This is a genomic window from Paludibaculum fermentans, from assembly GCF_051172195.1.
Taxonomy (GTDB): Bacteria; Acidobacteriota; Terriglobia; order Bryobacterales; family Bryobacteraceae; genus Paludibaculum; species Paludibaculum fermentans_A.
The window spans coordinates 5,579,542-5,602,615 of sequence record NZ_JBPJAQ010000001.1 but is presented as its reverse complement, the minus strand read 5'-3'; the positions used below and the strand labels follow the sequence as shown (position 1 = coordinate 5,602,615).

Genomic DNA, 23,074 nt, shown 5'->3' with positions numbered 1-23,074 from the left:
ACCCCGGTATCCACGTTGTTGGTGGGGCGCTGCTTGTGAGGAGAACTGGGGTGTCGTCGCACGGGCGGTGTGAACTTGCACCGTCGGCCGGGCGGCCGCTGTAGGATGGAGGGGTTGAAGTGAGAAACGAACCTTTATGACCTCTATTCTTGCGGACCTGCAACCACAAGCCCTCTGGCGGCACTTTGAAGCACTTTCGGCGATTCCCCGGGCATCTGAGAAGGAACAGGCGGCGCGCGCGTATGTACTCGCCCAGGCTGCGGCTCTCGGGCTCGAAGTGATGCAGGATGCCGTGGGCAATGTCGTGGTGAGGAAACCGGCGCGGCCGGGCCGGGAAGGTGCTCCGATGGCGGCGCTGCAGGGCCACCTCGACATGGTTTGCGAGAAGAACGAAGGGACGGCGCACAACTTCGATACGGATCCAATCCAACTGGTGCTCGACGGGGATTGGGTGAAGGCGACCGGCACGACTCTTGGCGCGGACAACGGAGTGGGCGTGGCGGCGGCCTTGGCCGTGATGGAGAGTACGGACGTCGCGCATGGTCCACTGGAGTTCGTGTTTACGATCGACGAAGAGAGCGGGTTGACCGGCGCTGCCGAGTTTCCCAACGGGCTGCTGCGGTCGAAGTACTTCCTGAACCTCGATGGCGAGGAAGAGGGTGCGCTGTGCATCGGCTGCGCGGGCGGCCTGAATACCGTTGCGCGGCGGACGGTGGAGTTGCAGCCGGCTCCGGCAGGGGAGGCGCTGCGGATCAAAGTTTCCGGACTGCAGGGCGGCCACTCCGGTTTGGACATCAACAAGGGCCGCGGCAACGCGGTGCGGATCCTGGGCCAGGTGCTGCAGGCGCTGTTGGGCAGTGGTCCAATTGCGGTGGCGGACCTGCAGGGCGGCAGCAAGCGCAATGCGATCCCGCGCGAGGCCTCCGCCATTGTCGTGGTGGATCCCGCCAGGATCGCCGAGCTCCGGGCTACGTTGACGTTGTGGCAGGACGCGTTGCGGTCGGACCTGGGGTCGTTCGATGCGGGCCTGCGGATTTCGGCCGAGCCGGCGTCGCAGCCGACGCGGGTGCTGGCGGACGCGGATGCGCGCGTCGTGGCGGAGCTTCTGGCCAGCCAGCATCATGGCGTGCTGGCGATGAGTCCGGACGTGCCCGGGCTGGTGCAGACTTCCACGAACCTGGCGATTGTGGGCCTGAAGGATGTGGTGGTGGAGATCGAGACCAGCCAGCGGAGCCCGATCCTGAGCAGCAAAGTCGCGGCGGCGCGGATGGTGAGCACGGTCTTTGCCCTGGCCGGGTTCCAGACTGCGCAGACTGGCGGTTATCCGGGCTGGAAGCCTGAGCCGGGCAGCGAGATTGTGCGGTTGTCGAAACAGGTACACCACGAGGTCCTGGGCCAGACGCCTGAGTTGATCGCGATGCATGCGGGCCTGGAGTGCGGGGTGATTGGCGAGAAGCATCCGGGCATGGAGATGATCTCGTTCGGTCCTCACATTGTGGATGTGCACAGTCCCAGTGAGCGGCTGAAGATTTCGTCGGTGGAGCCGTTCTGGCGGTTTCTGACGGGGTTGCTGGAGCGGATTTAGGGGGGCTCCCGCTAAAATTAGTTCCGCTCGTGGCGAGGCTAAAGCCTCGCGCAACATAAATGTCGCCCCACAAGGGAATCTGGCCCCACTGGGGGCAGTTGGGATTATCCAGCGTCGACTGCGGCGGTGAAGATCCAGGACGGTGCACTACCGGCCGACTGGCGCAACATCAGGTTGAGTTGTGCCGCGTGGTGCTGGACGTGGCGCATGCTGTGGAGCAGCAGTTCCACGGAGCTCATGTTGCGGCCGGGAAACCCACACGGAGCGGCTGCCGTTTCGGCGGTTAAGCCGTCGAAGTAAGCGGCTAATGACCGGCGCGTGTACTGGAGATAGAACAGGAGTTCCGCTTTGGTGTAGGGCTGATCGGGCAGCAGCCCCGCGGGGTCCAGTTCATCGAGGTTAAAGGGCGGCGGGGGAGCGAAACCGGGCTGGACCCCGTTGGTGTAGTAGTCGAGGAGAAAGATGGTGTGGTAGGCGACGTACCAGAAGCCCACGGTGTCATGCGACTTCCAATGCGGCGGGGCTGAGGGGTCGGCCCAGAGGGCGGGCGGGCAAGCGTGCAGCGCGCCTTCGAGCATGCCGATGGCGGCGCCGAACTGGCGCATGATCATGGGTTTCCAGAAGTTTTCGAAGTCCATTTCGGTGAAGTCTCCAGGGTGGTTGGGGCTGTGTGCGCAAGACGGCCGGATTCCCAGCGTTAGGGGACGGCCTTCCGGGTGGAGGAGCAGGCCTGGTCGAAACGGTCGCGCGAACCGCGCTTCAATTCCAACTGCAGTGTCTGGTTGACGCCCGGGTAGCGGGACCCGGAGGCGAACAGGCCGCCATCTTCCTGGAAGTAGGCGTGTTTCACGCCCAGGTTGAGGCGGTCGCCCTCCCAGGATCCTTGCGCGTTGTGAAAGTAATAGCCGAGAGGTTTCGGCGGCGACTGGACGCGGATGCGTGTGATGACGAAGGTCCGGCCGCTCCAGCCCTGTGGATCTCCGGCGAGGGTGTAGCTGGCCGGGGTGGAGCCGCAGACCTGGAGCTCGCCGGTGATGCGGCTGTCCTCATCTTCGTACCTGCCGGCCGGTGTCATGGTGCGCCGGAGCTCCAGCAGGGCGAGTTGGGGATGCCCATCCAGATTGGAGAACTCCCCGACCCAGGTACCGGTCAAGGTGAGGCCGCCGAGGCTCGAGTGAGCCCAGGGATTGGCCAAAGTGTCGATGGCGACTTCCCCGCCCCACAGCAGACAACCCAACGCGGCCAGCCCGAACAAACCACCCAGAACTCGCTTCATTACGAGGTAGGTTAACAGGATTCCCAGAGCCGGATGGGAGCTGGCCGGGGCTGCAGCGAACGGTTACCAGTTGGGTGCGGTGAGGATTTCGATGCGCTGGAGGGAACTCAGTTCCTGTTCCCATGTCGTAGGAACCAGCCCCTGGGCCGCCATCCGGCGGAACTGCGACTCGAAGCCTACGGCGGGCACGGTACGGTGGAACTGCAGGTCCAGGCCGAAGTAGGTGGAGAGTGCACCGCCGTGCTCCCCCGGCACTTCCAGGCTGGAGAGCATCAGTTCACTGCCCTGGAGTGTCAATTCAGCGGGGATGGCGTAATCGAGGGTCCGCGCGCCCGGGGAGGACCGCGGCAGCAGGAAGCGAGCCATCTCCACCGGGGCTCCGAGCCCCAGCAGGCGATAGTTGGGATCTTTCTCGGCCGAGGCGCCGCGCATCCGGTTGGGGTCCAGGACGACGAGAGCGATGCGCCTATAGCCGTTGGCAATGCCCGAGAGGCAGAGCTCGTCTTTCCCATCGGAGTTCAGGTCGGTCACGATCATGTGGCTGAGATGTCCGGAATGCCAGTACTGCCTGAGCAGCTGGCCTTCGGGACTGAGCAACGCGACCTGACCCGGGTACTCATAGTTGTGGTGGGAAGAGACGGCCAGAGCAGTGCGGCCGGACCCGAGACGCACTGGCGCATAGGCCCAAACTACGTAGGGTGGGGCGAATTGTTCCCCTTTTCCGCTGGTCACCGATCTGCCCAGCGAGAAGTCCCACTTCACCTTGCCGGAGTTTGTGAAGCAGATGAGGCGTCCCTGGTGCACATTGGGCGTCTGCAGCCAGAGTGGGAAGAGGAACTCCCTGATGCCATCGCCGTCGACATCGAGGGGGGCGGGCGCGGCGTGATTCGGATCATTGGACCAGGGCTGCATGGGCCGGGCGTCGAAGGCGTAGCGCCAGAGTTCGTGTCCGGAGACCCCGGAGACCACCAGGACGTTGCCTTCCAAACGGTAGGAGGCGACCTGGTCGACTGGACTGAGACTCCAGGCAATCAGGAAGATGCCGAGACCGACGAGGCCGAGGGCCAGCAACCCGCGGGGCGCAATGCGCGCCGGTCGAGAGGGGATGACAGGAACGGGTTCGGCCTGGGACCGCCTGGCATCGGCGGCGAGCCACAGATCGAGTTCAGCGGTGGTGGTCCAGATGCGTCCCTTGGGTCCGGACATACGGTGGACCGGCAGCCCGCGGTGGGACTCCCACGACTGGACCGTGCGCACGCTGACCCGCAGATAGGCGGCGACTTCTTTCCATGAATCCAAGCGGCGGTCGCCTGTCGAGGTTTCGCTGGATGGAGGCAGTGGACTCATTCGGATCTCGTGGCCAGATTATCCTATTTTTGATCCCAATGCGGACTGAATAGTTATACATCGCGGGCGAGGACTCGAGCACACGCGGTGTGAGGATGCGAACCCTGCGCGGAACAACGAAAAAGGGCCAAGCAACCGCCCGGTGGGGGCTGCCTGACCCTGTTGACCGCGGATCGATCGCTGCCTGCCCACTGAGGGGCCAGGCAGGTTGATTACTTCTTCGGTAAAGAGATGGTGATGTTGCGATAGCGGATGACGCCGTGGTGGTCGCCCTGCAGGAAGAAGGGGCCGGGTTCGGCTTCATTGCTATCGAGTGCGCCGCCGGTGGGTCCGGGGATCTCGACGTTGTTGTGGTACATCTTGCCGTCGCGCACCACGGTGACATGCCGGCCGACGAACGTGATGTCGTAGGAGGTCCATTTGCCGAGGCCGAGTTCCGCGCCGGCGGGCGGCGGGTAGTGGCTGTAGATGGCGCCCATCTCGTGATCGGGCTGGGAGCCGCCTTCCGTGCCGACCTGCACTTCGTAGCGTCCGCGAAGATAGATGCCGCTGTTGCCGTGTTCCGGGCAATTCACTTCGATGTGGAGTTTGAAGTCCTGGTAGGTACCTGTAGTCTTGATGTTCGCCGCACCCGGACCGCGCTGGCCCGGGACTTCGGGATTGTCGTTGACGAGTTCGCCATCGCGGGCGATCCACTTGTTGTTGGTGACGTTGCCGATGGGCTCCCAACCGGTGAGGTCCTTGCCGTTGAAGAGTGCGACGGGTTTGGCCCACGACTTGGGCATGGGCCGGTCGAGCTTGGGCGCGCGGAGGCCGAGGAGCGCGGGGCCATCAGTTTCGCCGCGCTTCTCGACACCGGTGAGCTTATCGGCGCCGGCGGAGGTGAGTTCCCAATTGATGGCGGGTCCGCGGCCGGCGGCGGAAACGGCGACGATCATCTTTCCGGATTGCAGCTTCGCCCCGATGATGGGACGCCAACCACCGCCGCGCGGCTGCACGCGGCCTTCGACTTTGCCTTCCTTTTCAACAAGTTCCATCCACTGCGGATAGGGTTTGCCGGTGGCGGGCGTGACGGTCATGTCCCAGCGGCCGAGGAAGGCCTTCTGGTCCTGGGCGGTCGCGGTCCAGGGCAGGACGGCGGCGAGAGCAAGGATTAAGAATGATTTCTGCATTTCCTCCACTTTAACGCGCGGTGCGGCAGCAGGTCAGGAGATCCCTGTCTGTTTGTGGGTATCCGGCTGGTGGTGGGCGGCGGCCGTAGTACTGGTTTGGGCCCTGGAAACGCTACTTATCTATAGAGCTATTCAGGTCTTATAATCTGCATGGAGACGCACTTGAACAGGAGGCGCGATGCGGAGAATCAGCAGGAGGACAGCCCTGGCGGGAGCGGCCGGAACCAGGCTGATGGGGGCGGAGACGATGCAGGCGCCGGAGAACCGGGGGAGCATCCGGCTTGGCATTATCGGTGCGGGCGCTCGCGGCCAGTATGTGGGCGGGCACATGGCGCGGGATGGCCGGGCGCGGGTGACAGCGGTCTGCGATCTCTTTGACGACAGGATCGAACAAGCCAAAAAGATAGTCCCCGGTGCAGGCGCGGCGAAGGTCTACAAGGACTATCGGCAGGTGCTGGACGACAAAGAGGTGGATGCGGTGTTGATCGCCACACCGGTGTATCTGCATCCTGAGATGTTCGAAGCGGCGGTGGCGGCGGGCAAACATGTGTACTGCGAGAAACCGGCGGGCATGGATGTGGCGGGTGTCCAGCGCCTGATGCAGGCCGGCAGGAAGGCGGACCCGCGCAAGGTGATTCAGTTCGGATTCCAACAGCGGTTCAGTCCCGAGTACCTGAAGGCGCGTGAACTGGTGGCGGCCGGGCGGCTGGGCGAGCTGAAGATTCTGATGAGCTTCTGGATTCTGGGGATGAGCCCCAGGCTGGCTCCGCCGGCGGCGCAGCCGTACCCGGAGTTGCCGGAGGAGATGCGGCGGGTTCGCCTGTGGACGCGATGGAGAGAGCTGTCGGGCGGCGACATTGTGGAATGCGACTGCCACGGCCTGGATACGTTGAACTGGTTTGCGGGCGGGCATCCGGTGAGTGCGTTGGGCAAAGGCGGGCTGCGCTATCCGATTTTTTACGGCAACATCACGAGTGATCACTACGACATCATCTTCAGTTACCCGAATGGGGCCGAAGGGTACCTGATCAGCGCCCGCGCGGCCTGCGGCTTCCGGGACGTACGGGAACAGTTCTATGGTTCCAAAGGCGTGCTGGAAACGGCGCGCACCTACTACCGGCTGCATGGGCCGGTGGCGGCGGCCCGGTTGGCGAACGACGACCAACTGGAAGACACCAGCATGATCGAGAAGTTCTCGTCCCGGCGGGAGATCACGATTGATGCGGTGGAGGCATTCTTCACGGCTATTGCCGAAGGGCAACAGAGGAACATGTCGCAGGATGCGGGCCTTAGCACGCTGACCTCGATCCTGGGGCGGATGGCCTTCGAATTGAAGCGGGAGGTCACCTGGGAGGAGATGCTGCGCACGGGGTGATGCGCTCGCGGTGGTGTATACTTCCGTTCCATGCGAAGCGCGCTTGCCGTGTTCCTGTTGTTCTCCATTGGCCTGCAGGCACAGTCCCGGCCGGCCACAACCGCGGACTTTGAGCGGTGGATGAAAGAGCTGTCGAACTGGGGCCGTTGGGGTAAGTCTGACGAACTGGGCACACTCAACCTGATGACCCCGGCCAGCCGCCTGGCCGCAGCGAAGCTAGTGCGGGAGGGTGTGGCGGTTTCGTTGTCGCACGAGGCGGACAAGGTGCAGGCGGCGGACAATGCGCGGCCTTTTGTGCACGAGATGATCACGACTTCGGAGCAGCCGGGCGCGGACATCTTCCGGGACTCGTTCAGCATCGTGCATCACGGCATCATGCACACGCACCTGGATGCGTTGTGCCACTTCTCGTACAAGGGTTCCAGCTACAACGGATTCTCCATCAAAGAAGTGACGAGCAAGGGGGCGGCGCGGCTTTCGATTGAGAGTGCGCGCAACGGGCTGTTCGCGCGCGGAGTTCTGATCGATGTGCCGGAGCTGAAGGGTGTGCCGTACCTGGAGCCGGGAGCGGCGATCTTTCCAGAGGATCTGGATGCTTGGGAGAAGAGGACGGGCGTGCGCGTGAAGCCAGGGGATGTCGTGTTCATCCGGACCGGACGGTGGGCGCGCCGCGCGGAGAAAGGGCCGTGGTCGATGGCGGAGCGCGCGGGCCTGCATGCCTCCAGCGTGGCGTGGCTGCACAAGCGCGATATCGCGGTGCTGGGCAGCGATGCCTCCGCAGACGTCTGGCCTTCGCAGGTGGAGGGCGTCCAGCAACCGGTGCATACGCTGGTGATCGTGGCGATGGGGACGCCGATTCTCGACAACGTCGACCTGGAGCAACTGAGCAAGGAGAGCAAGCAGAGAAAGCGTTGGGATTTCCTATTGACGGCGTCTCCGCTGACGGTGCCTGGCGCTACGGGCTCGGCATTGAATCCGATCGCGATCTTCTAGGCGCAGCGCAGCGGCCGTGGGACCGGACGAGTATGATCGTAGTGACTTATGACGAAGATTGGACACCCAGAAGCGCAGCCAGTAGCTGAGGCGGGCCTGTGCAGACAGAGCGTTGACTCGCTGACGGCAGGAGGCAGGGCCCGGCGATGGTTCGTGAAGATCGGGCTGGCGGCGGCCGTGTCGGGCTGCCTCTACGCGGCGGCGGGCAAAGGCATTCCGCTGGAAAAGCTGAAGCTGCCCGCGGGCCAGGCAGGTGTCCAGATCAAGCCGGTTTTGACGGGCGAGATCCGCGGAGTGACAACGGACCAGGTTTCCATCGTGGGGCCGGGCCGGCATGTGGAGCCGGCGCACGCCAAGGAAGCAGTGGTCTGGCTGATCCTCGATGGCAAGGGTACGATGCACGCCGGCAGTGCGAAGTATGAGGTGCAGGGCGAGACGATTGCACGGGCTCCGCAGGGAGTGGCGTGGCAGATCGAGGTGGCCAAGGGCGAAGTGCTGCACGCGGTGCGCGTGCGGAGGGAATTGACCGCGGACGACCTGGCGGAGTTGAAGAAGTTCCCGCAGAACAACGCGGCCCCGCTGGTGAAGAAGTTCAGCGAGTGCACGCCGTATGGCGAGGCGATCAAGAGCCCGAAGACGGTGAGCCGGACCTTGCTGCCGGAGAACTATGTACCCCGCATGGCGATGGGCACGGTGCAGACGACCGGGCCGGATACGGTGGGGCGGCACAAGCACCCGATGCTGGAGCAGATCTTCCTAGGCCTGAAGGGCAATGACATCACGGTGCTGGCGGATGAGCACAACGCGAACCTGACGGAGTTCTCGATCCTGCATATTCCGCTGGGGTCCAACCATGGAGCCGAAGTGGCCAACGGCCGGAATTTGCACTATGTCTGGATGGATTTCTTTATTGCCAAAGAGGGTCAGGAGTATCTGAAGAACCACCTTACCCTGGACCCGCAGAAGAAGAAGTAAGCGGGCCAGGGGCAGCGGAGGATTGGGGCCTCAGGGCTTTTCGAGCGCCATGCGCAACAGCGGCGCTTTCATCTGGCCCCAGTCGGCGATATCGGGCAACTCTTCGAAGTACAGGATGCGGTACGACAGGAAGGCGTTGAGTATCTGATTTGGCTCGCCGGGCCGGCCGCCGCCGAAGCCTTCAACCAGCAGCAGCCCGCCGGGCTTCAGCGAGTCCTGCACGCGCTTCATATAGGCGGTATCGCGCAGGTTTGTGAACGCATAGCTCATCACGATCAGGTCCCATTGCGCGGCGCCCAGTTCGTACTCGTCGTGCGCCGCCAGTTTGGTATCGAGCTGCACGCCGGCTTCCGCGGCCAGGGCATTGGCCTGCCGCAAGGCCTCATCGGAGATATCGTAGCCGCTGACAGTCCAGCCAGCCTTCGCCAACCAGATGGAGTTGCGGCCCTGTCCCATGGCGATGTCCAAGGCGCGGCCCGGCTTTCTGGTGGAGGCAATTCGCCGCAGAAAGGCACTGGGCTCCCGAGTAAATGGAGCCGCCTTCCAGGTGAAGATCCGGTTGAAGTGGAGAGCCAGCCCTTCGCGGGGATGGGCTGCGAGATAGTCCTGAACGTCTTTGACCCGGGTGCGGACTTCATCGCCGGCAACACCCTCAGCCTCCAGCTTCTTCGAATAGGCGCGCAGGACATCGGTGGGAGCGCCGGGGGTGCCTTCCTTGCTGAACCAATCCGAGAACTGTTTCCAGGCGGTGTCGCCCGAGAGCAAAGTGAAAAGCAGCAACGCAATGGCCATGCACTTTCAGACACCGGACTCCTGAATTGGTTTCCGGCTGGGTGATTGAGAAAGATCACACAAGCGCCTAGGGCTGGACCGGCGATCAATTGCGCAACTTTTCGGTTGCATCTCTCAGAGGCCTGCGATATTCTGCAACCACGAGGTTGCATGATGACATTCACGGAAATGAGCCGGATTGACCGCTCGATTGAGATCGATGCGACGCCAGAGCGGGTCTGGCGAGCCCTGACGACGCGGGAGGAGCTCTCGGCCTGGTTTCAGGTGGCGATTGAGGGCGAGATCGCCGCGGGCTCTGAAGTATGGATGACGACGACGAACCCCGCGTACAGCGGGATGCGGTTTCAGGTGAAGTTCGTCGAACTGGAGCCGCCTTCGCTGTTCGTCTGGGAGTGGCATCCGGGGGCGGTGGATCCCCAGGTGGACTATGCACGGGAGCCGCGCACCACGGTCACCTTTACGCTGCAACCGAAGCCGGGCGGTACGCGCCTGAGTGTATCGGAAACCGGTTTCGAGGCGATCTCCTTGCCGCGCCGCGCCAGCGCGTTCAAAGACAATACGCAGGGTTGGGCGGAAGTGCTGGTTTGGCTGCAGCAATATGCCGAAGAAGCGCATTGAGCAGAGCCTGGCGGAAGCGGCGCTGTTGTTTGCCGCATTGGGCGATCCGACGCGGCTCATGCTGTTGCAAAGGCTCTCGCATGATGGCGCTGCCTCCATATCGGCCTTGGCCGAACGCTTCGTGATCACGCGGCAAGGGGTCACGAAGCACCTGCGGGTGCTGGAGGCGGCAGGGCTCGTCGATGGACGGCGGCAGGGGCGCGAATGTGTCTGGGCCATGAATCCGGCCCGGCTCGCCGAGGGGCAGCGATGTCTCGAGACCATCGGCCGGGGCTGGGACGATGCCTTGTCGCGTTTGAAGTCGCACATCGAGAAGGGATAAGCAGTCGACCGGAGGCGATGAGTCCCCGGCGTGTCCGGCGCAATGGGTGCGGCTACACTGGATGGGCATGAGCCGGACGATTCGAGTGGACCGCACAAACCTGCACTATACGGACGGCGCGCATGAGTTGGTGCTGCCGGTGGAATGGTCAGCGGTCGCAAAGACGGAAGACTGTCCGATCGACCTGGAGATTGTAGCGGGCGAACTGGGATTCTGGACCGTGCCGGCCGGCGAACCGATTGCGCCGGCGCGCCGGGAGGAACTGCTGGACGAAATCGCGGAGTATTACGCGAAGGGCCCGGTGGCGGACATCCTTGGCCCAAAGGGGTCGCTGTTGCGAGGGCAATCGAAGTTCCGGTTCTACCTCCAGATTCCTCCGACGCCGTCGAGGTATTACGAAGTGGGCCGATTCCTCGAGATTCCCATGGCGCAGCCGGCGCCGGGGGCACGGGCATGGAACGAGCGCTACATCCTGGATTTCACCGGGAGCCGGCACTGGACCCAGCCTCAGCTCGCGCTGGAGGCCGCTCACCTGCAGGAGATTGCGCGGCGCATCGCGAGGAAGGAGCGCATCGGGGTGCGCGGCCTGCCGGAGTAGCGTGGCAGCGGCAGTTTCGCTGTGGACAGGGTGCTCGACCGCAATTCGACGGGTCCCGATGGTGAACTCGCGCATCCAAACCTGGGTGCGGTTCTGAACTACGCCGCAGAGACTCAACTTGAGGGACACGGGACATGAAGGCGTTCATCCTGGAGCAATTTGGACAGCCGTTGAAGTTGGCGGAAGTACCGGCACCGGAAGCGGGTCCGGGGCAGGTGCTGGTGCGAGTGGGCGCCAGTGGGGTGAACCCGCTCGACCTGAAGATCAAGGCAGGCGCGGCGGGTCATGCCAAGGCCGTGCTGCCGGCCATTCTGGGCATCGATCTGGCGGGTACGGTGGAGGCTGTCGGAGCCGGAGTGACCGCCTTTCGCGCCGGCGATGAAGTCTACGGCCTGACTGGCGGAGTAGGCGGAGTGCCGGGGTCGCTGGCGGAATATGCCGCGGTGGATGCGGACCTGCTCGCGCTGAAGCCGAAGCGGTACAGCATGCGGCAAGCGGCCGCGATACCCCTGGCATTCATCACAGCCTGGGAGGGACTCGTCGACCGGGCTCGCGTCCAGGGTGGTGAGCAGGTGCTGATCCATGCCGGGGCAGGCGGAGTGGGCCACATGGCCGTGCAGTTGGCCGCGGCTTATGGCGCGGATGTTTACGCCACGGTGTCAGTGGGGAAGCAGGCGATTGTCGAAAGCTACGGCGCCGTGCCGATCGACTACAAATCCGAAACGACTGCGCAGTATGTGGGCCGCTGCACGGGCGGCCGGGGCTTCGATGTGGTGTACGACACGGTGGGCGGGCAGACGCTGGATGAGTCCTTCCAGGCGGTGAAGAGCTACACCGGCCGGGTGGTCAGTTGCCTGGGCTGGGGCACGCATGCGCTGGCTCCGTTGTCGTTCCGGGCGGCCACGTATTCGGGCGTCTTCACCCTGCTTCCGCTGTTGACGGGCCAGGGGCGCGCGCATCATGGGGCGATTCTCCGCGAGGCGTCTAGACTGGCCGACGCCGGCAAGCTCACCCCCCTGCTGGATGCGGCGGAGTTTCCGCTGTCGAGCATAGAAGAGGCGCACGAACTGGTGGCCAGCGGCGGCGCACAGGGCAAAGTGGTGGTCACGCTGTGAAGCTGCGGCCACAGGGGTTCGCCAGTGGTTTCAAATGATCCTCTGCGATGAAATCACGGTGGAGGAATGGTCTCCGGACTTCGCGTCGTCGGGCCAGGCAAATCCGCTTTGGCAACGACTCCGGTGCGGGCCGATCACACTTTGCAATTCCCTGGAGGGCATCGATTGGCTGACGAACCCTGTGCAAGTGGAGTTGTGTGAAGCGTGCGGGGTGCAGGCCTGCTCCCCTGACGGGTATGTGCACTACTCGGAGTTTGACGGCTATGTCTTCTGGACACGCCCGCAGGCGACGGGTGGTGGGCCTTCGAAGGCGGTTGCGCAGCATGGCGCCGTGGCCTTCCCTGCCCCGTGCTGGGAACAGATCCGTGGCGCGGTGGCAGGAATCCCGCCCGCTGCCTCTTTGACTCGCGCAAACGGGTCTGCTTTGGCAGGCGCCTGGGCGAATGGACCAGGCCGCCCGACCGACTTGTCGAGGTTGCTGCCGATGCTGCAGTCCCAACTGCTGGCCGCGGATACGCTCTCGCGGGCGGAGGTGCTCCGCTGGATGACACACTGGGCGGATTGGTTCAGCGGGCCGGACGAAGTTCCGCAGGTCGCCCGACTCGCCCCCCTGGCCGGCACTGCTTTCGAAGTGGAGACGCTGCACCTGGACGGTCATCCCGAGGGCGGCTGGGCTGCTCTTGCGCGGAGAGGCAACGAGGTCGTGCCGCTGTTCGCCACGGGGCAGGTGCTGCTGTTGAAGCACTGATCCGGGCGCTAGACTGGATTGCAGAGGAGCTGAGGGGCTCCATTTCTTCCTGGCGCCATGGTCTTCGTTCAACGCATCCCGGCACCGCCGCTGGACGCCAGCGTCGCCGCTATCTGGTATTGCGAGAGTGGCCCGCGGCCGCACGCCCTGGAACGTGTACTGCCCAGCGGCCGGGCGCAATTGATCGTGAACCTGGCCGAAGACCAGACGCGAGGCTATGTGATGGACGGTGGGCAGTTGCGGGTGGTGACCGCGCCCGGCACCGTGCTGGCGGGCGTACAGTCGCGATTCTCGATCATCGACACCCTGGAGCAGCAATGTGTCCTGGGCGTCACGTTCCGGCCCGGGGGCACGCTGCCCTTCTTCCGCCTGCCCGCGCAGGAACTCTGCGATATTGACCTGCCGCTGGAGTTCGCCTGGGGCCGCCGGGCGAAGGAGTTACGGGAACAACTGCTGGAAGCCCAGGGACCGGGCGCGAAGCTCGATGCGATGGAGCGCGCGCTGCGGGCCCAATGGAGTCCGCTGGGCCTGCACCCGGCCGTCGACTTTGCGGTTGCCAGGCTTACCAACAGTCCGCACACGGCGAGCATTGCGGAACTCACCCAACAGGTGGGACTGAGTCCCAAGCGCTTCATCGAGCGGTTCAAGTCCGCGGTGGGTGTCGCACCCAAGCAGTACTGCCGGATCCTGCGCTTTCAGGGCGCCCTGGCATTGGCGGAACAGGGCCGACGCGTGGAGTGGACGAGGATCGCGGTCGATTGCGGGTACTTCGACCAGGCTCATTTCATCCACGATTTCCGTTCCTTCGCCGGCATTACCCCAACCGGGTATCAGGCGGACCGCACGCAATTCCGCAATCACGTCAAATTTCTACAATCCGCGGGCGCGGCCTCGTGAGATGATTCGCCCATGTCCGACAATCTGGAAACCTACCATACCGTCACCCCTTACCTTGTGGTGCCCGATGCCGACGCTGAGCTGAAGTTCCTGGCGGCTGCGTTCGACGCCGTGGAGAAGGACTGCAGTCGCAACGAGGACAACACGGTGATGCATGCCGAAGTGACTATCGGCGATTCGCTGGTCATGCTGGGGCAGGCCAACAACCAATGGAAAGCGCTTGCCGCGTCGCTCTACCTTTGGGTACCCAACGTGGACGAAGTGTACGACCGGGCGATCGCCGCGGGCGCCACCTCGCAAAGCGCGCCTGAGGATAAGCCGTATGGGCACAGGAACGCCGGAGTGGTGGATCCGTGCGGGATCACGTGGTGGATCGGCTCGCCCGTGAAGTAGCGGGCCACGCGGATCAGAAGGAGATGCCGAAGACGAGTTCGACCGCATTCTGGTTGGTTCGTTGATTGGTGGGACCGCCCGAGTAAGGCGACACGTCCAGCGCCCAGCGGGTGTAGCGCACCACTGGAGAAAGGTGCATGCCGTGGGTGCGTGTCTCGGCGCCCGCACCCACGGTGGCGCCATAGTGCGAGGGATTGTACCCATTGAGATTCCCTGCCAGCCGAAATGAGGGCCCGCCCTCGACGATGGGCGACCACTTCGACGTCGTCAGCCTGTATTTGGCGAGCACGGGAAATTGCCAGGTGATCACCATAAACCGCCAGGGATCAGAGGTGCTTTCTCCTGACCGCAGCGGCTTGTAGATGCCATCAATCTCAACCGCCAGCCGCCGGGTCAGGTTTGCCTGGGTGCTGATGCCAACCAGGTATCGTGTGCGTTCCGTGATCGGCCGCACCAGGAAGGGCACTTCCCGAAACCCTTGTGTGACCGGGTACCCCACCAGGGCTCCAATTTCCAGCATCCGGCTGCCCACCCGGCGGGAACCCGGATCCGTTTCGTACGAGACGCTGGTGAGGAACTCCAATTGATCCGGCTTGGTGGCATAGCGCGGGTAGATGGATTCGCGAGCCCAACGCGTATAGCGCAGTGACGGTGAAAGCTTGAGGCGGCGCCAATGGTAGGCGAGACCGGCGCCCGCGGTGAAGCCGTATTGGGAGGGCTCAGCGCCCGCTGCATCCTCCTGCGTGCGGAAGGAGGGTCCTGCCTCGATAAAGGGCCGCAGGCGGCCAGAGAATGCGGTTTTGGGCAACGTGTATTTGAGCAGGAGCGGGAATTCCCACGCCCGGACCGCCGTCATCTCGTTCCGGTAACTCTGGGTGGTTCCATCGGGAAGGAACTGGGTGTAGACCACGGCTGCCTTCATGGGACGATGCAACACGTTGAGTTCGACTGAAAAGTCCCGCCCGATCCGCCCTTCCACCATGGCGCCAAAGATGAAGGCCCGCGGCCCGGTGAGGTGCTGGAACAGACTGGGTGGATTGCCGGTGGCGTCGCCCGCATAGCGGGACTCGAAAGGAGGAAAGCTGTTGGTAATATTGGTCCCGCCGACGATTCCGAAGGATATTCGCTGGCCCGAAGACGGCAAAGCGGAGGCAATACACACACAAATCGCGAAGGTAAGACTGCGCATACGCGTTTCGGACGCGGCCGGTAGGGCGCTGGTTCCGAGTCAGTTTACAATGGGGCCAATTGCTGCTGTGGTAAAGTGCCTCGTACATGCCTGGGTCCGCCTGAACCACACGGCGCGGCCCTGCCAAAGTCGCACTGCACGGAACTGGGGAGCACATGAAGACAATACTCATCGTATTGGCAGTCGCGGTGGCCGGGATCCTCCTGTTTGCCACCACGCGCCCGGACACATTTCGCGTGGAACGCACGACGACCATCCAGGCGCCACCTGAAAAGATCATTCCCTTCCTCGAAGACTTCCACAAATGGCCCGAATGGTCGCCCTTTGAAAAGCTCGATCCCTCGATGAAACGGACACTGAGCGGCGCTGAAAAGGGGAAGGGCGCTGTTTACGCCTGGGATGGGAACCGCAAGGCGGGCAGCGGCCGGATGGAGGTTCTGGAGGTTGTGCCGGGCTCAAAGGTCAGCATTGAACTGGCCTTCACCAAGCCCTTCGAATCAAAGAACCTGGCGGAGTTTGACCTGGTGAATAAGGGCGGCGCGACCAGCGTCACCTGGAGCATGTCAGGACCTCAGACATACGTCACCAAGTTGATGACCATCTTTGTCAGCATGGACAGCATGGTGGGCGGCGACTTCGCAACCGGCCTGGCCAACCTGAAGGCGGCAGCCGAGAAGTAGCCGCACCGGGCCTGCCTGGAGAGACTCACAGCGGGCTGGGGACCGTGCCCCAGCCCAAAACCTCATTACTTGCCGGCCCGTTCGCGCATCTGCTGGCGCCACTCCTCACGCATCTTTTTCAACTCCTCCATCTGTTCCTTGGAGAGCACCTTGCCCAGTTTCTTGTCGGTGTCTGACTGCACATCGCGCATCTCGCGCGCCATTTTCAATTTGCCGCGGCGGTTCGAGTCGCCGCTGTGTTTGTCGCGAATCGCCTTCAGTTGCTGGAACTCCTCGGTGACGATGGGGCGCACCTGCTCCGACTGCTCCGGTGTCAGTTTCAAGCGGTCCTTGATCTGCTGCAACCGTTCCTGGGCGCGCTCCATTTTCTGCTGTTGAGCGGTGGAATCCTGCTGTGCAGGCAAGGGGCTGACCCAAAGTGCGAGCGAGCCGATCATCATTGTGCTTACCAATCTGAAACTCATTCATTGCCTCCTTGTGTGTCGATGGCTGGCCGCTTCGCGCGGGCCGCTTCCCTGCCCCGGCTGTCCGGGTGCTGGCCGGATTGGGGTATTAAATTCTTCAAAATCTCTTTCATCGGGTAGTAATAGGGCAGGAAGCCCCTGAAACTCTCGGTTGCCACCACTACTTGCAGATCGCGGCTGCTGTCGATGAACGGAGTCCAGCCGGTCACTCCTGGACTGCTGTGCCAGGTTGTGCGGCCGTCCTGGTCGAGATCCTCCAGCCAGTTGCCGATGCCGTAGCGGTTCAACGCCGCCTTCGGGTCGTAAACGGCGGCCCGCTGGAAGGGTGACTCCACAATGGGCACGCCGCGGGTCTGATCGCTGAGCATCGTCTCCACGGCCTGTTCAGAAAGAATCCGGCGCCCTTCCCAAACACCCCGGCCCGCGATCATCCGCAGGAATTTCATATAGTCGCCGGCCGTGGAGCGGCCTCCGCCGGAGATGCGCGGGTTCTGCGTGGGTCCCTTGTATTCGTAATCGGTGGCTACCAACCCCAGGGGTCCGGCGATGCGTTCGCGGAAGAGTGCCTGCCAATCCTTCCCCGAGGCGACCTCAGCCACCCGGCCGGCCACCTGCATGCCCGCCCCTGAGTAGATGAAACCGGTGCCCGCCGGAATCTTCAACGGGACCTGGGCCAGCGCCTGCGCGCACAAGTCGAGGGTGGTGGAGGCGTCACCCAGGCAGCGGCTCACCAGCGGGAACTCGCCGCCAAAGCCGGAGGTGTGGCTCATCAGTTGCCTCACGGTGATGGAGGCTTCTTCACCGGTTAGATACGGCAGGTATTGGCTCGCCTTGTCGTCCAGTGACAATGTGCCGTCATCCACCAGGGACATGATCACGGCCGCGGAGAGCCACTTTGTCGAGGAGGCGATGGCCCCCTGGCGATCCTGGCGCCAGCGTCCGAACTGCTTTCTGTAGATCTCCTGGCCGTGCTGGACAATGGAGACCTCCAGGCCGCTGGGCAGGTTGGCCGCCGCACGCCGTAGCAGGCGGTCCAGTTGCGTAAAGTCGTAGGTCTGCGCGGACGCTGTCAGGGCCGAGGCGATGAAGAGGGCCCCGAGGACGGCTCGCGTACAAGATCCCTGCAATCTGTTCATGACTCATTCACTCCGTGAGAGGTCGAGGCCTGAGCCGCGGCGGAACGAAGCCGCTTCCGATGCTTCGAAGTTCCTTCGTCCCGCCGCACGCTATGCCTCAGCCGGCATCAGTCCTGGGTCCTGGTGCGGCTGGCTGTCCAGGTCTGTCCATTGGGCCCGGTGACGGTCTTGGTCACACTGCCATCCTGACGCTGCACCGTGGCTGTGGCCGACTTCCCATTGGCGCCGGTGATGCTCTTCGTATCGGAGTAGGCGCCGTTGCCCCAGGTTGCATTGTTCTGGTAGGTGGCGCTGCGTCCATTGGGTCCGGTGGCGGTAGTGGTACGCGAAGCGCTGCCCGGGGCTACCGATGCGGTGGTGTTCGCCGTCGCGGTCTTGCCGTTGAAGCCAGTCGCCGAGCGACTGCCCGAATAGGTGCCATTGCCCCAGTTCGCATTGCGGTTGTAACTGGCCGACTTACCGTTCGGGCCGGTCACCACGCTATTGCGCGAGGAGTGGCCCGGAGTGCGCGTTCTGGTGGTATGGGCGGACTGGGCTGAGGCACTGAATGAAAAAACTGCACTCATCGCGGCCGCGGCCAGGAAAACCTTCTTCACTGCAATTGTTTTGTTCATATGATTTGATCTTTCCTGCAGCTTACTGATGGAGTCTGTCTTGCCTCCACACGCTTATCCTGGATCGGAACCGGCCCGTGTTCGTGCTGGAAATGTCCGCAGCCTGTAAAGATTTGTCTTCACTCCAGGCAAGCTGCGCGCGTGCTAAAAAAGCGCGTCCACCGGCAGTGTGATACGCAGCGCCAGTCCACCATTCTCACGGTTCTGCGCGCTGACCGAACCGCCGTGCAGGCTCACGACATGGCGGACGATCGCCAGTCCCAGGCCCGCCCCGCCGGTCTGGCGTTCCCGCGCCTGCTCGACACGATAGAAGGGATCGAAGATCCGCGCCAGTTCGTGGGGCGGCACGCCGGGTCCTTCGTCCTCGACGAGAATCGTGGCCATGTTTGCGCCGCTGGGGCGGGCCAGCCGGATCTGCACCACGGTGCCCGGGCTGGTGTATTTCAACGCGTTGCGAACGACGTTCTCAATGGCGCTGCGCAGCAGGTCGCGTGCCCCGCTCATGGTACAGGCCGCGCATTCCGCCAGCCGGATGCCCCGATCGGTGGCTGTTGTCTCGAAGCCCGCATCGATGGCAATCTCCTGAACCAGCGCGGCCAGGTCGATGGTTTCCTTGGGCGGCGGCTGATCCAGTGCCTCTAAACGCGAGAGCGTCAGCAACTGCCCGATGAGGTGATTCAGCCGGTGGACCTCCCGCTCCATGCGAGCCATGGAGGTGGGCGAAACCGTATCGCCGCGGCGGCGAATGAGGCCCAAGGCCAGGCTCAGGCGTGTGAGGGGCGACCTCAGCTCATGCGATACGTCGGCGATCAGGCGCTTCTGCGCATTCAACAGCGTCTCGATGCGAGCAGCCATCTGATTGAAGTCCCGGGCCAGCCCGCCCACTTCGTCCCTGCGCTCCAGCAACTGGGGCTGCGTGACGCGCGCGCGCAAATCTCCATTCGAGAATCGCGCAGTGACGGCGCGGAGGTGCGCCACGGGCGAGGTGAGATGCCGCGCCAGCAGGAAGCAGAGTACGCCGCTGGTGAGGAGAAAGGAGAACAGGAAGGTCCGCGACCAGCCTCCGGCGCGCTCCCGTCGAGGCATGAGGACGGTGAAGCCGTAGACCCTGCCCTGGGCTCCGCGCAGCCGCACTCCGGCCACGCCGCGGAGGGGCAGCAGCGTGAGCTGGCCTTCGACGCCGGCGAGCGCGTCAGACAACGGCTTGCCCGTGGGGGCGAACGAGCCGGTGCTCAACCCCTGGCCTGAGCCGTCGTGCAGCGTCCCGCGCATGCCCGTATCGAGGGCCAACGATTCCAGGAAGCGATCGAGCTCCGGCCGGCCGCCGCGCTCATACGACTCGACGCTCACTCGCCCGGCTGTCACAATTGCGCCTTGCCCCAGCTTCCACCACGGGGCGGTCGCCGCGCCGGGCGCATCCATCAGGAAGCCCAGCCCTACCACCAGCAGCAGCACCAGGGTTCCGCCGCAGAACCACAGGAAGATTCTGAGGAAGAGGCTCTTCATGCGCCGTCCGCGCCTGTTTCATCGAGGGGATAGATGTAGCCGGCGTTGCGGACAGACCGGATCCGCTCCCGGCCATCGGGACGCGCGCCGAGCTTCTTGCGCAGGCTGCTGACATGGTTGTCGATGCTGCGGTCGAAGACGGAGAACTCGCGGTCGAGGACCTCGCGGAACAGCTCTTCCCGCGTCAGCACCCGTCCGGCGGCCCGGAGAAACACACGCAGCAGCGCGAACTCGGCCGACGTGAGTTCCACGTGCGCTCCACCCCGCCGCACGGTGCGGGCACGGCTATCCAGGGTGACATCGGCCAGTGCCACGACGTCCTCATCCTCGTGCGGGCGTAGCGCCGAGGGCGCCGTACGCCGCAGAATCGCCTTCACCCGGGCCACGAATTCCTGGGGATCAAAGGGCTTGGGGAGATAGTCGTCGGCGCCGCCCTGCAGGCCCACGACACGGTCGATGGCATCGCCGCGCGCCGTCAGCATGATCACCGGAACCTGGGATGAGGCCCGCAGGCGGCGCAGGACTTCGAAGCCGTTCAGCCGGGGCAGCATGACGTCCAGCACGATCAATTGCCAGTGCGGCTGGAGCGCCAGTTTGAGGCCCGTATCGCCATCGTGGCAGACCTCGATGACGAAGCCTTCGGGGTCCAGGTATTCGCACAGCATCTCGGTCATTTCCACGTCGTCGTCGACGACCAGAATCGCTGGACGATCTGTACGAGGCATCGGATCCTGCGCGTTGGAGCAGTGCGTGAGCAGCATCGGCTCACCCGGCGGCCGGTACTCGCCGCGGCTCTTCTGATCTTCCCATTCGATGAAATCAGCCTGCAACCGGGCCTCCCACTTCACCAGGATCCGGAGATGACGACACGGGGTCCGCGGACCGGCGCCCAGCCGTAGCGCGGGGCCACCCAGACAGGCCGCGGCGGCGGCAAAGCCCGGTATGCGGGCATCCACACATACGCCCGTCCGGTCCAACGGTAGGCTCCGCCCACCCACACAGGCCGCACCAACGGCGCGGCAATGACACGTGTCACCACAGGCCGCGGCGGACCTACCCGCACAACGACAGTCTGCCCCGCCAGCAGGGCGCTGGCAGACAGCGCGCACAGGCAGAGCTTCCATCCGGCAGCCAGAATGTCACGGCTGGACATGGTCAATCTCCTTCCTTTGGGAGCAGGTGCTCCCGTGTCCTCATGATGGGGCGAGGAGCACCGAGCGAAGGACTGGAAATGTCAGCCGAACGTAAAGTATTGTCAGAGGCCCCTGGAATTCAGTGGACTCAGATCGCCGGTACCAGCAGTCCCTGCGTAGCCTTCATCACCATCTCATCCGCGAAGAGCAGTAGAACATCGGAGATCTGCTCTTTGGTCATGGCACCGAAGCGCCCCGCGAGTTGTTTCGCTTCAAACAGTTTGGAGGCGACCGGTGTAGCAGAGGCGGCTGGGCGGGACGGGGCATTCGCAATGCGCTGCAGCACCGCCTCACGCTCGACCTTGCCCTCACTCACGCTGAGCAGCGCAATGATCTCGGCGATCAGGGCATTCAATTGGGCAGCCAGTTTACTGCCGCCTTCCGGACCAACGCCGGCCGTCGTGGCATAGCGCCGCAGCCGCGAAGCCTTCTGCCAGACCCAGACCACGCCGCTGATGCTGATGTTGCCGGTGGTGACTGCCCCTTCCCCCACGCTCATCGACCCGTACAGTCCTTCGTTCGGTTGCGGCCGCGCCCAGTATTCGCCGGTCCTCCGGGAGACCCCTGCGAATGAGTTCTGGATCTCCAGGAAGCGGGCGCCTTCGGCCAACAGGCACACCAGCAGGGAGAGCGGCTTGCGGATCATGCTGAAGCCCTGCGAGCCATCGTAGAGCGCCAGGGACGAGCATTGCGCGAGGTCGCCCAGGCCAAACTCGGAGCCTTCGGTGCCCAGTGCTCCGTGGTCCGAGCCCAACGCCAGCTTCTCGATCTTTACTTCCTTCGGCACCGCGCCCGAAGCACGCAGCGTCGCCGGCACATCCTCCGTTGCATCCGCCAGGGCAAAGACGGGACTCACTCCGAACGCGAGGATATACAGGTTTGAGACCTTCATGTAGAGCGTCACACGTCCGCCATACAGAAGTTGGACGCGCAGGATCAGGATCAGGCCGGGCGATCGCTCGCGGCCCAGGGTGATGGCCTGCCGCAACACCCCCATGGAGCTCATGTATGCTTTGGCGCTCGAAACGTCCAGATCCACCGTTTGGCTCGGCATCGCCGGTAATCCCCCCTGTGCCCCTGTTGCCCGCCGTTGGCCGCAGGATAGCACGCCGGATAGCGGTCGGGGCCAGCCGGCGCTACAGCCCCTCGGGCAGCTTCTCCCGTTCCAGCTTCCGCGTGCCCGACATGGAGTAGAGGTTCCGGTGGATGGTCTCGCAGATCTCGCGCATGGGCAGATCGTTAGCGTCGTCACCGAACGGACCCTCGATCTCGACGCCAATCTCCTCGATGCCGAAGAAGGTGTAAGAGATCAGCAGGACATCCAGCAGCGTAAACCAGCCGAAAGTGCCCACCAGTGCGAACGGCAGCGTGAAGCAATAGACCACCAGGGCGCGCCGCAGGTGCACGACATAGGCAAAGGGCAGCGGCGTCTTCCTGATGCGTTCACACCCGCCCAGGTAGTCCACCAGCAGTTGGATGTTCTGGTCCAGCGCGACGTAGACGATATCACTGACCAGACCGCGGGACTTGATCTCCGCCACCAGGGTACTCATGCGCTGCGCCACGAACAGCGCCCGGTGCTGGGCCGTGCGCAAGCCCGACAATTCTTCTGGCGTCAGGTCGGCTTCCAGCGGCCCGATGTCGAGTTCGTCCCGCAGCGAACTCATCGTCGCCCAGGGAAACAGCGCCGTCCACCGCGCCAGCTCCTGCAAGAGCCGGGGCTGTCCGCCCAGGTGAACCGCCGCCGCGCGCACCAGGTTCCGGGTCTCATTCACGATGCCGCCCCACAGCCGCCGTCCCTCCCAATACCGGTCGTACGAAGCATTCGTACGGAACACCAGCAGCAGGCCCAGCGCGACACCAACCAGGGAGTGCAGGGTAATGGGGATATCCACCGGCCGGAGGGCCTGGTGGAAGTAGACGACTCCAGCCGCCCAGATGACGCATACGCCGACGCGAATGCCTATCTCTTTCACCAGCGTTCCGCGGATGTCGAAGAAATGGTCCAACCACTTGTGTGGATCGTAGTGAATCATGAGGGTTGTTCAATTCTCGCGTGACTACAGGCAGTCTGACAACGTCGGTC

At 63.8% G+C, this 23,074-nt stretch carries 26 protein-coding genes; 12 read left to right on the top strand and 14 right to left on the bottom strand.

The features are described 5' to 3' along the window. The first annotated feature begins 136 nt into the window (after window positions 1-136). Window positions 137-1,585, top strand: coding sequence for an aminoacyl-histidine dipeptidase (locus ACR9Y2_RS22525; RefSeq protein ID WP_435043912.1), 1,449 nt, complete (start codon window positions 137-139; stop codon window positions 1,583-1,585). A 104-nt stretch (window positions 1,586-1,689) separates the two neighbouring features. Here ACR9Y2_RS22525 and ACR9Y2_RS22520 read toward each other — a convergent pair whose 3' ends face one another. The 4 genes from ACR9Y2_RS22520 to ACR9Y2_RS22505 form a co-directional block, all read right to left on the bottom strand. Next, window positions 1,690-2,223, bottom strand: coding sequence for a DinB family protein (locus ACR9Y2_RS22520; protein ID WP_435043911.1), 534 nt, complete (start codon window positions 2,221-2,223; stop codon window positions 1,690-1,692). A 59-nt stretch (window positions 2,224-2,282) separates the two neighbouring features. Then, window positions 2,283-2,861 carry a hypothetical protein gene (locus ACR9Y2_RS22515; protein WP_435043910.1) on the bottom strand — a complete coding sequence of 193 codons (579 nt, stop codon included), beginning with the start codon at window positions 2,859-2,861 and terminating at the stop codon, window positions 2,283-2,285. Between the two features lie 63 nt (window positions 2,862-2,924). After that, window positions 2,925-4,208, bottom strand: coding sequence for a helix-turn-helix domain-containing protein (locus ACR9Y2_RS22510; RefSeq protein ID WP_435043909.1), 1,284 nt, complete (start codon window positions 4,206-4,208; stop codon window positions 2,925-2,927). A 212-nt stretch (window positions 4,209-4,420) separates the two neighbouring features. Continuing rightward, entirely contained in the window at window positions 4,421-5,380 is a 960-nt protein-coding gene (locus ACR9Y2_RS22505; protein WP_435043908.1) for a 3-keto-disaccharide hydrolase, read from the bottom strand. 178 nt (window positions 5,381-5,558) lie between these two features. Between ACR9Y2_RS22505 and ACR9Y2_RS22500 the strand changes: the two genes are divergently transcribed. The 3 genes from ACR9Y2_RS22500 to ACR9Y2_RS22490 all read left to right on the top strand — a co-directional run bounded on the left by ACR9Y2_RS22500 (window position 5,559) and on the right by ACR9Y2_RS22490 (window position 8,723). Continuing rightward, the gene (locus tag ACR9Y2_RS22500; RefSeq protein WP_435043907.1) at window positions 5,559-6,755 is read left to right on the top strand and encodes a Gfo/Idh/MocA family protein; all 1,197 of its coding nucleotides are present in this window, start codon (window positions 5,559-5,561) and stop codon (window positions 6,753-6,755) included. 30 nt (window positions 6,756-6,785) lie between these two features. Continuing rightward, the gene (locus ACR9Y2_RS22495; RefSeq protein WP_435043906.1) at window positions 6,786-7,748 is read left to right on the top strand and encodes a cyclase family protein; all 963 of its coding nucleotides are present in this window, start codon (window positions 6,786-6,788) and stop codon (window positions 7,746-7,748) included. A 153-nt stretch (window positions 7,749-7,901) separates the two neighbouring features. Beyond that, a complete protein-coding gene (locus tag ACR9Y2_RS22490) occupies window positions 7,902-8,723 on the top strand; it encodes a hypothetical protein (protein WP_435043905.1) in 822 nt (273 codons plus the stop codon). A 30-nt stretch (window positions 8,724-8,753) separates the two neighbouring features. Here ACR9Y2_RS22490 and ACR9Y2_RS22485 read toward each other — a convergent pair whose 3' ends face one another. Next, window positions 8,754-9,515, bottom strand: coding sequence for a class I SAM-dependent methyltransferase (locus ACR9Y2_RS22485; RefSeq protein ID WP_435043904.1), 762 nt, complete (start codon window positions 9,513-9,515; stop codon window positions 8,754-8,756). Window positions 9,516-9,665: 150 nt separating this feature from the next. On the opposite strand from ACR9Y2_RS22485, the gene ACR9Y2_RS22480 reads away from it, so the two are divergent. The 7 genes from ACR9Y2_RS22480 (at window position 9,666) to ACR9Y2_RS22450 (ending at window position 14,206) form a co-directional block, all read left to right on the top strand. Beyond that, window positions 9,666-10,133 carry an SRPBCC family protein gene (locus ACR9Y2_RS22480; RefSeq protein ID WP_435043903.1) on the top strand — a complete coding sequence of 156 codons (468 nt, stop codon included), beginning with the start codon at window positions 9,666-9,668 and terminating at the stop codon, window positions 10,131-10,133. After that, window positions 10,114-10,455: an ArsR/SmtB family transcription factor gene (locus tag ACR9Y2_RS22475; protein ID WP_435043902.1), complete on the top strand. Its 342-nt coding sequence runs from the start codon at window positions 10,114-10,116 to the stop codon at window positions 10,453-10,455. The genes ACR9Y2_RS22480 and ACR9Y2_RS22475 overlap by 20 nt, the downstream gene beginning before the upstream one ends. 67 nt (window positions 10,456-10,522) lie before the next feature. Continuing rightward, a complete protein-coding gene (locus ACR9Y2_RS22470; protein WP_435043901.1) occupies window positions 10,523-11,053 on the top strand; it encodes a hypothetical protein in 531 nt (176 codons plus the stop codon). A 134-nt stretch (window positions 11,054-11,187) separates the two neighbouring features. Then, window positions 11,188-12,168: a zinc-dependent alcohol dehydrogenase family protein gene (locus tag ACR9Y2_RS22465; RefSeq protein WP_435043900.1), complete on the top strand. Its 981-nt coding sequence runs from the start codon at window positions 11,188-11,190 to the stop codon at window positions 12,166-12,168. A gap of 34 nt (window positions 12,169-12,202) precedes the next feature. Continuing rightward, complete coding sequence (locus ACR9Y2_RS22460; protein ID WP_435043899.1) at window positions 12,203-12,916, top strand: hypothetical protein; 714 nt, start codon at window positions 12,203-12,205, stop codon at window positions 12,914-12,916. A gap of 57 nt (window positions 12,917-12,973) precedes the next feature. After that, window positions 12,974-13,813 carry a helix-turn-helix domain-containing protein gene (locus ACR9Y2_RS22455; protein ID WP_435043898.1) on the top strand — a complete coding sequence of 280 codons (840 nt, stop codon included), beginning with the start codon at window positions 12,974-12,976 and terminating at the stop codon, window positions 13,811-13,813. Window positions 13,814-13,825: 12 nt separating this feature from the next. Continuing rightward, the gene (locus ACR9Y2_RS22450; RefSeq protein WP_435043897.1) at window positions 13,826-14,206 is read left to right on the top strand and encodes a VOC family protein; all 381 of its coding nucleotides are present in this window, start codon (window positions 13,826-13,828) and stop codon (window positions 14,204-14,206) included. Window positions 14,207-14,219: 13 nt separating this feature from the next. On the opposite strand, the gene ACR9Y2_RS22445 is transcribed toward ACR9Y2_RS22450, so the two are convergent. Beyond that, window positions 14,220-15,395: a hypothetical protein gene (locus ACR9Y2_RS22445; protein ID WP_435043896.1), complete on the bottom strand. Its 1,176-nt coding sequence runs from the start codon at window positions 15,393-15,395 to the stop codon at window positions 14,220-14,222. A gap of 155 nt (window positions 15,396-15,550) precedes the next feature. On the opposite strand from ACR9Y2_RS22445, the gene ACR9Y2_RS22440 reads away from it, so the two are divergent. Next, a complete protein-coding gene (locus tag ACR9Y2_RS22440; RefSeq protein WP_435043895.1) occupies window positions 15,551-16,075 on the top strand; it encodes an SRPBCC family protein in 525 nt (174 codons plus the stop codon). A 65-nt stretch (window positions 16,076-16,140) separates the two neighbouring features. On the opposite strand, the gene ACR9Y2_RS22435 is transcribed toward ACR9Y2_RS22440, so the two are convergent. The 8 genes from ACR9Y2_RS22435 to ACR9Y2_RS22400 all read right to left on the bottom strand — a co-directional run bounded on the left by ACR9Y2_RS22435 (window position 16,141) and on the right by ACR9Y2_RS22400 (window position 23,024). Next, window positions 16,141-16,539, bottom strand: coding sequence for a hypothetical protein (locus ACR9Y2_RS22435; protein WP_435043894.1), 399 nt, complete (start codon window positions 16,537-16,539; stop codon window positions 16,141-16,143). Continuing rightward, on the bottom strand, window positions 16,536-17,675 hold the full coding sequence (locus tag ACR9Y2_RS22430) for a serine hydrolase domain-containing protein (RefSeq protein WP_435043893.1): 1,140 nt from the start codon (window positions 17,673-17,675) through the stop codon (window positions 16,536-16,538). Before ACR9Y2_RS22430 ends, ACR9Y2_RS22435 begins: the two co-directional genes overlap by 4 nt. A gap of 107 nt (window positions 17,676-17,782) precedes the next feature. After that, window positions 17,783-18,289, bottom strand: coding sequence for a hypothetical protein (locus ACR9Y2_RS22425; RefSeq protein WP_435043892.1), 507 nt, complete (start codon window positions 18,287-18,289; stop codon window positions 17,783-17,785). Window positions 18,290-18,433: 144 nt separating this feature from the next. Next, entirely contained in the window at window positions 18,434-19,795 is a 1,362-nt protein-coding gene (locus ACR9Y2_RS22420; RefSeq protein ID WP_435043891.1) for a sensor histidine kinase, read from the bottom strand. Continuing rightward, window positions 19,792-20,643: a response regulator transcription factor gene (locus ACR9Y2_RS22415; RefSeq protein ID WP_435043890.1), complete on the bottom strand. Its 852-nt coding sequence runs from the start codon at window positions 20,641-20,643 to the stop codon at window positions 19,792-19,794. The genes ACR9Y2_RS22420 and ACR9Y2_RS22415 overlap by 4 nt, the downstream gene beginning before the upstream one ends. Beyond that, window positions 20,640-20,948 (bottom strand): YXWGXW repeat-containing protein, encoded by a 309-nt coding sequence (locus tag ACR9Y2_RS22410; RefSeq protein ID WP_435043889.1) that lies wholly within the window; start codon window positions 20,946-20,948, stop codon window positions 20,640-20,642. The genes ACR9Y2_RS22415 and ACR9Y2_RS22410 overlap by 4 nt, the downstream gene beginning before the upstream one ends. A gap of 128 nt (window positions 20,949-21,076) precedes the next feature. Beyond that, window positions 21,077-22,042 carry a hypothetical protein gene (locus ACR9Y2_RS22405; protein ID WP_435043888.1) on the bottom strand — a complete coding sequence of 322 codons (966 nt, stop codon included), beginning with the start codon at window positions 22,040-22,042 and terminating at the stop codon, window positions 21,077-21,079. An 82-nt stretch (window positions 22,043-22,124) separates the two neighbouring features. Beyond that, entirely contained in the window at window positions 22,125-23,024 is a 900-nt protein-coding gene (locus ACR9Y2_RS22400; RefSeq protein ID WP_435043887.1) for a bestrophin family protein, read from the bottom strand. Between the last annotated feature and the right edge of the window lie 50 nt (window positions 23,025-23,074).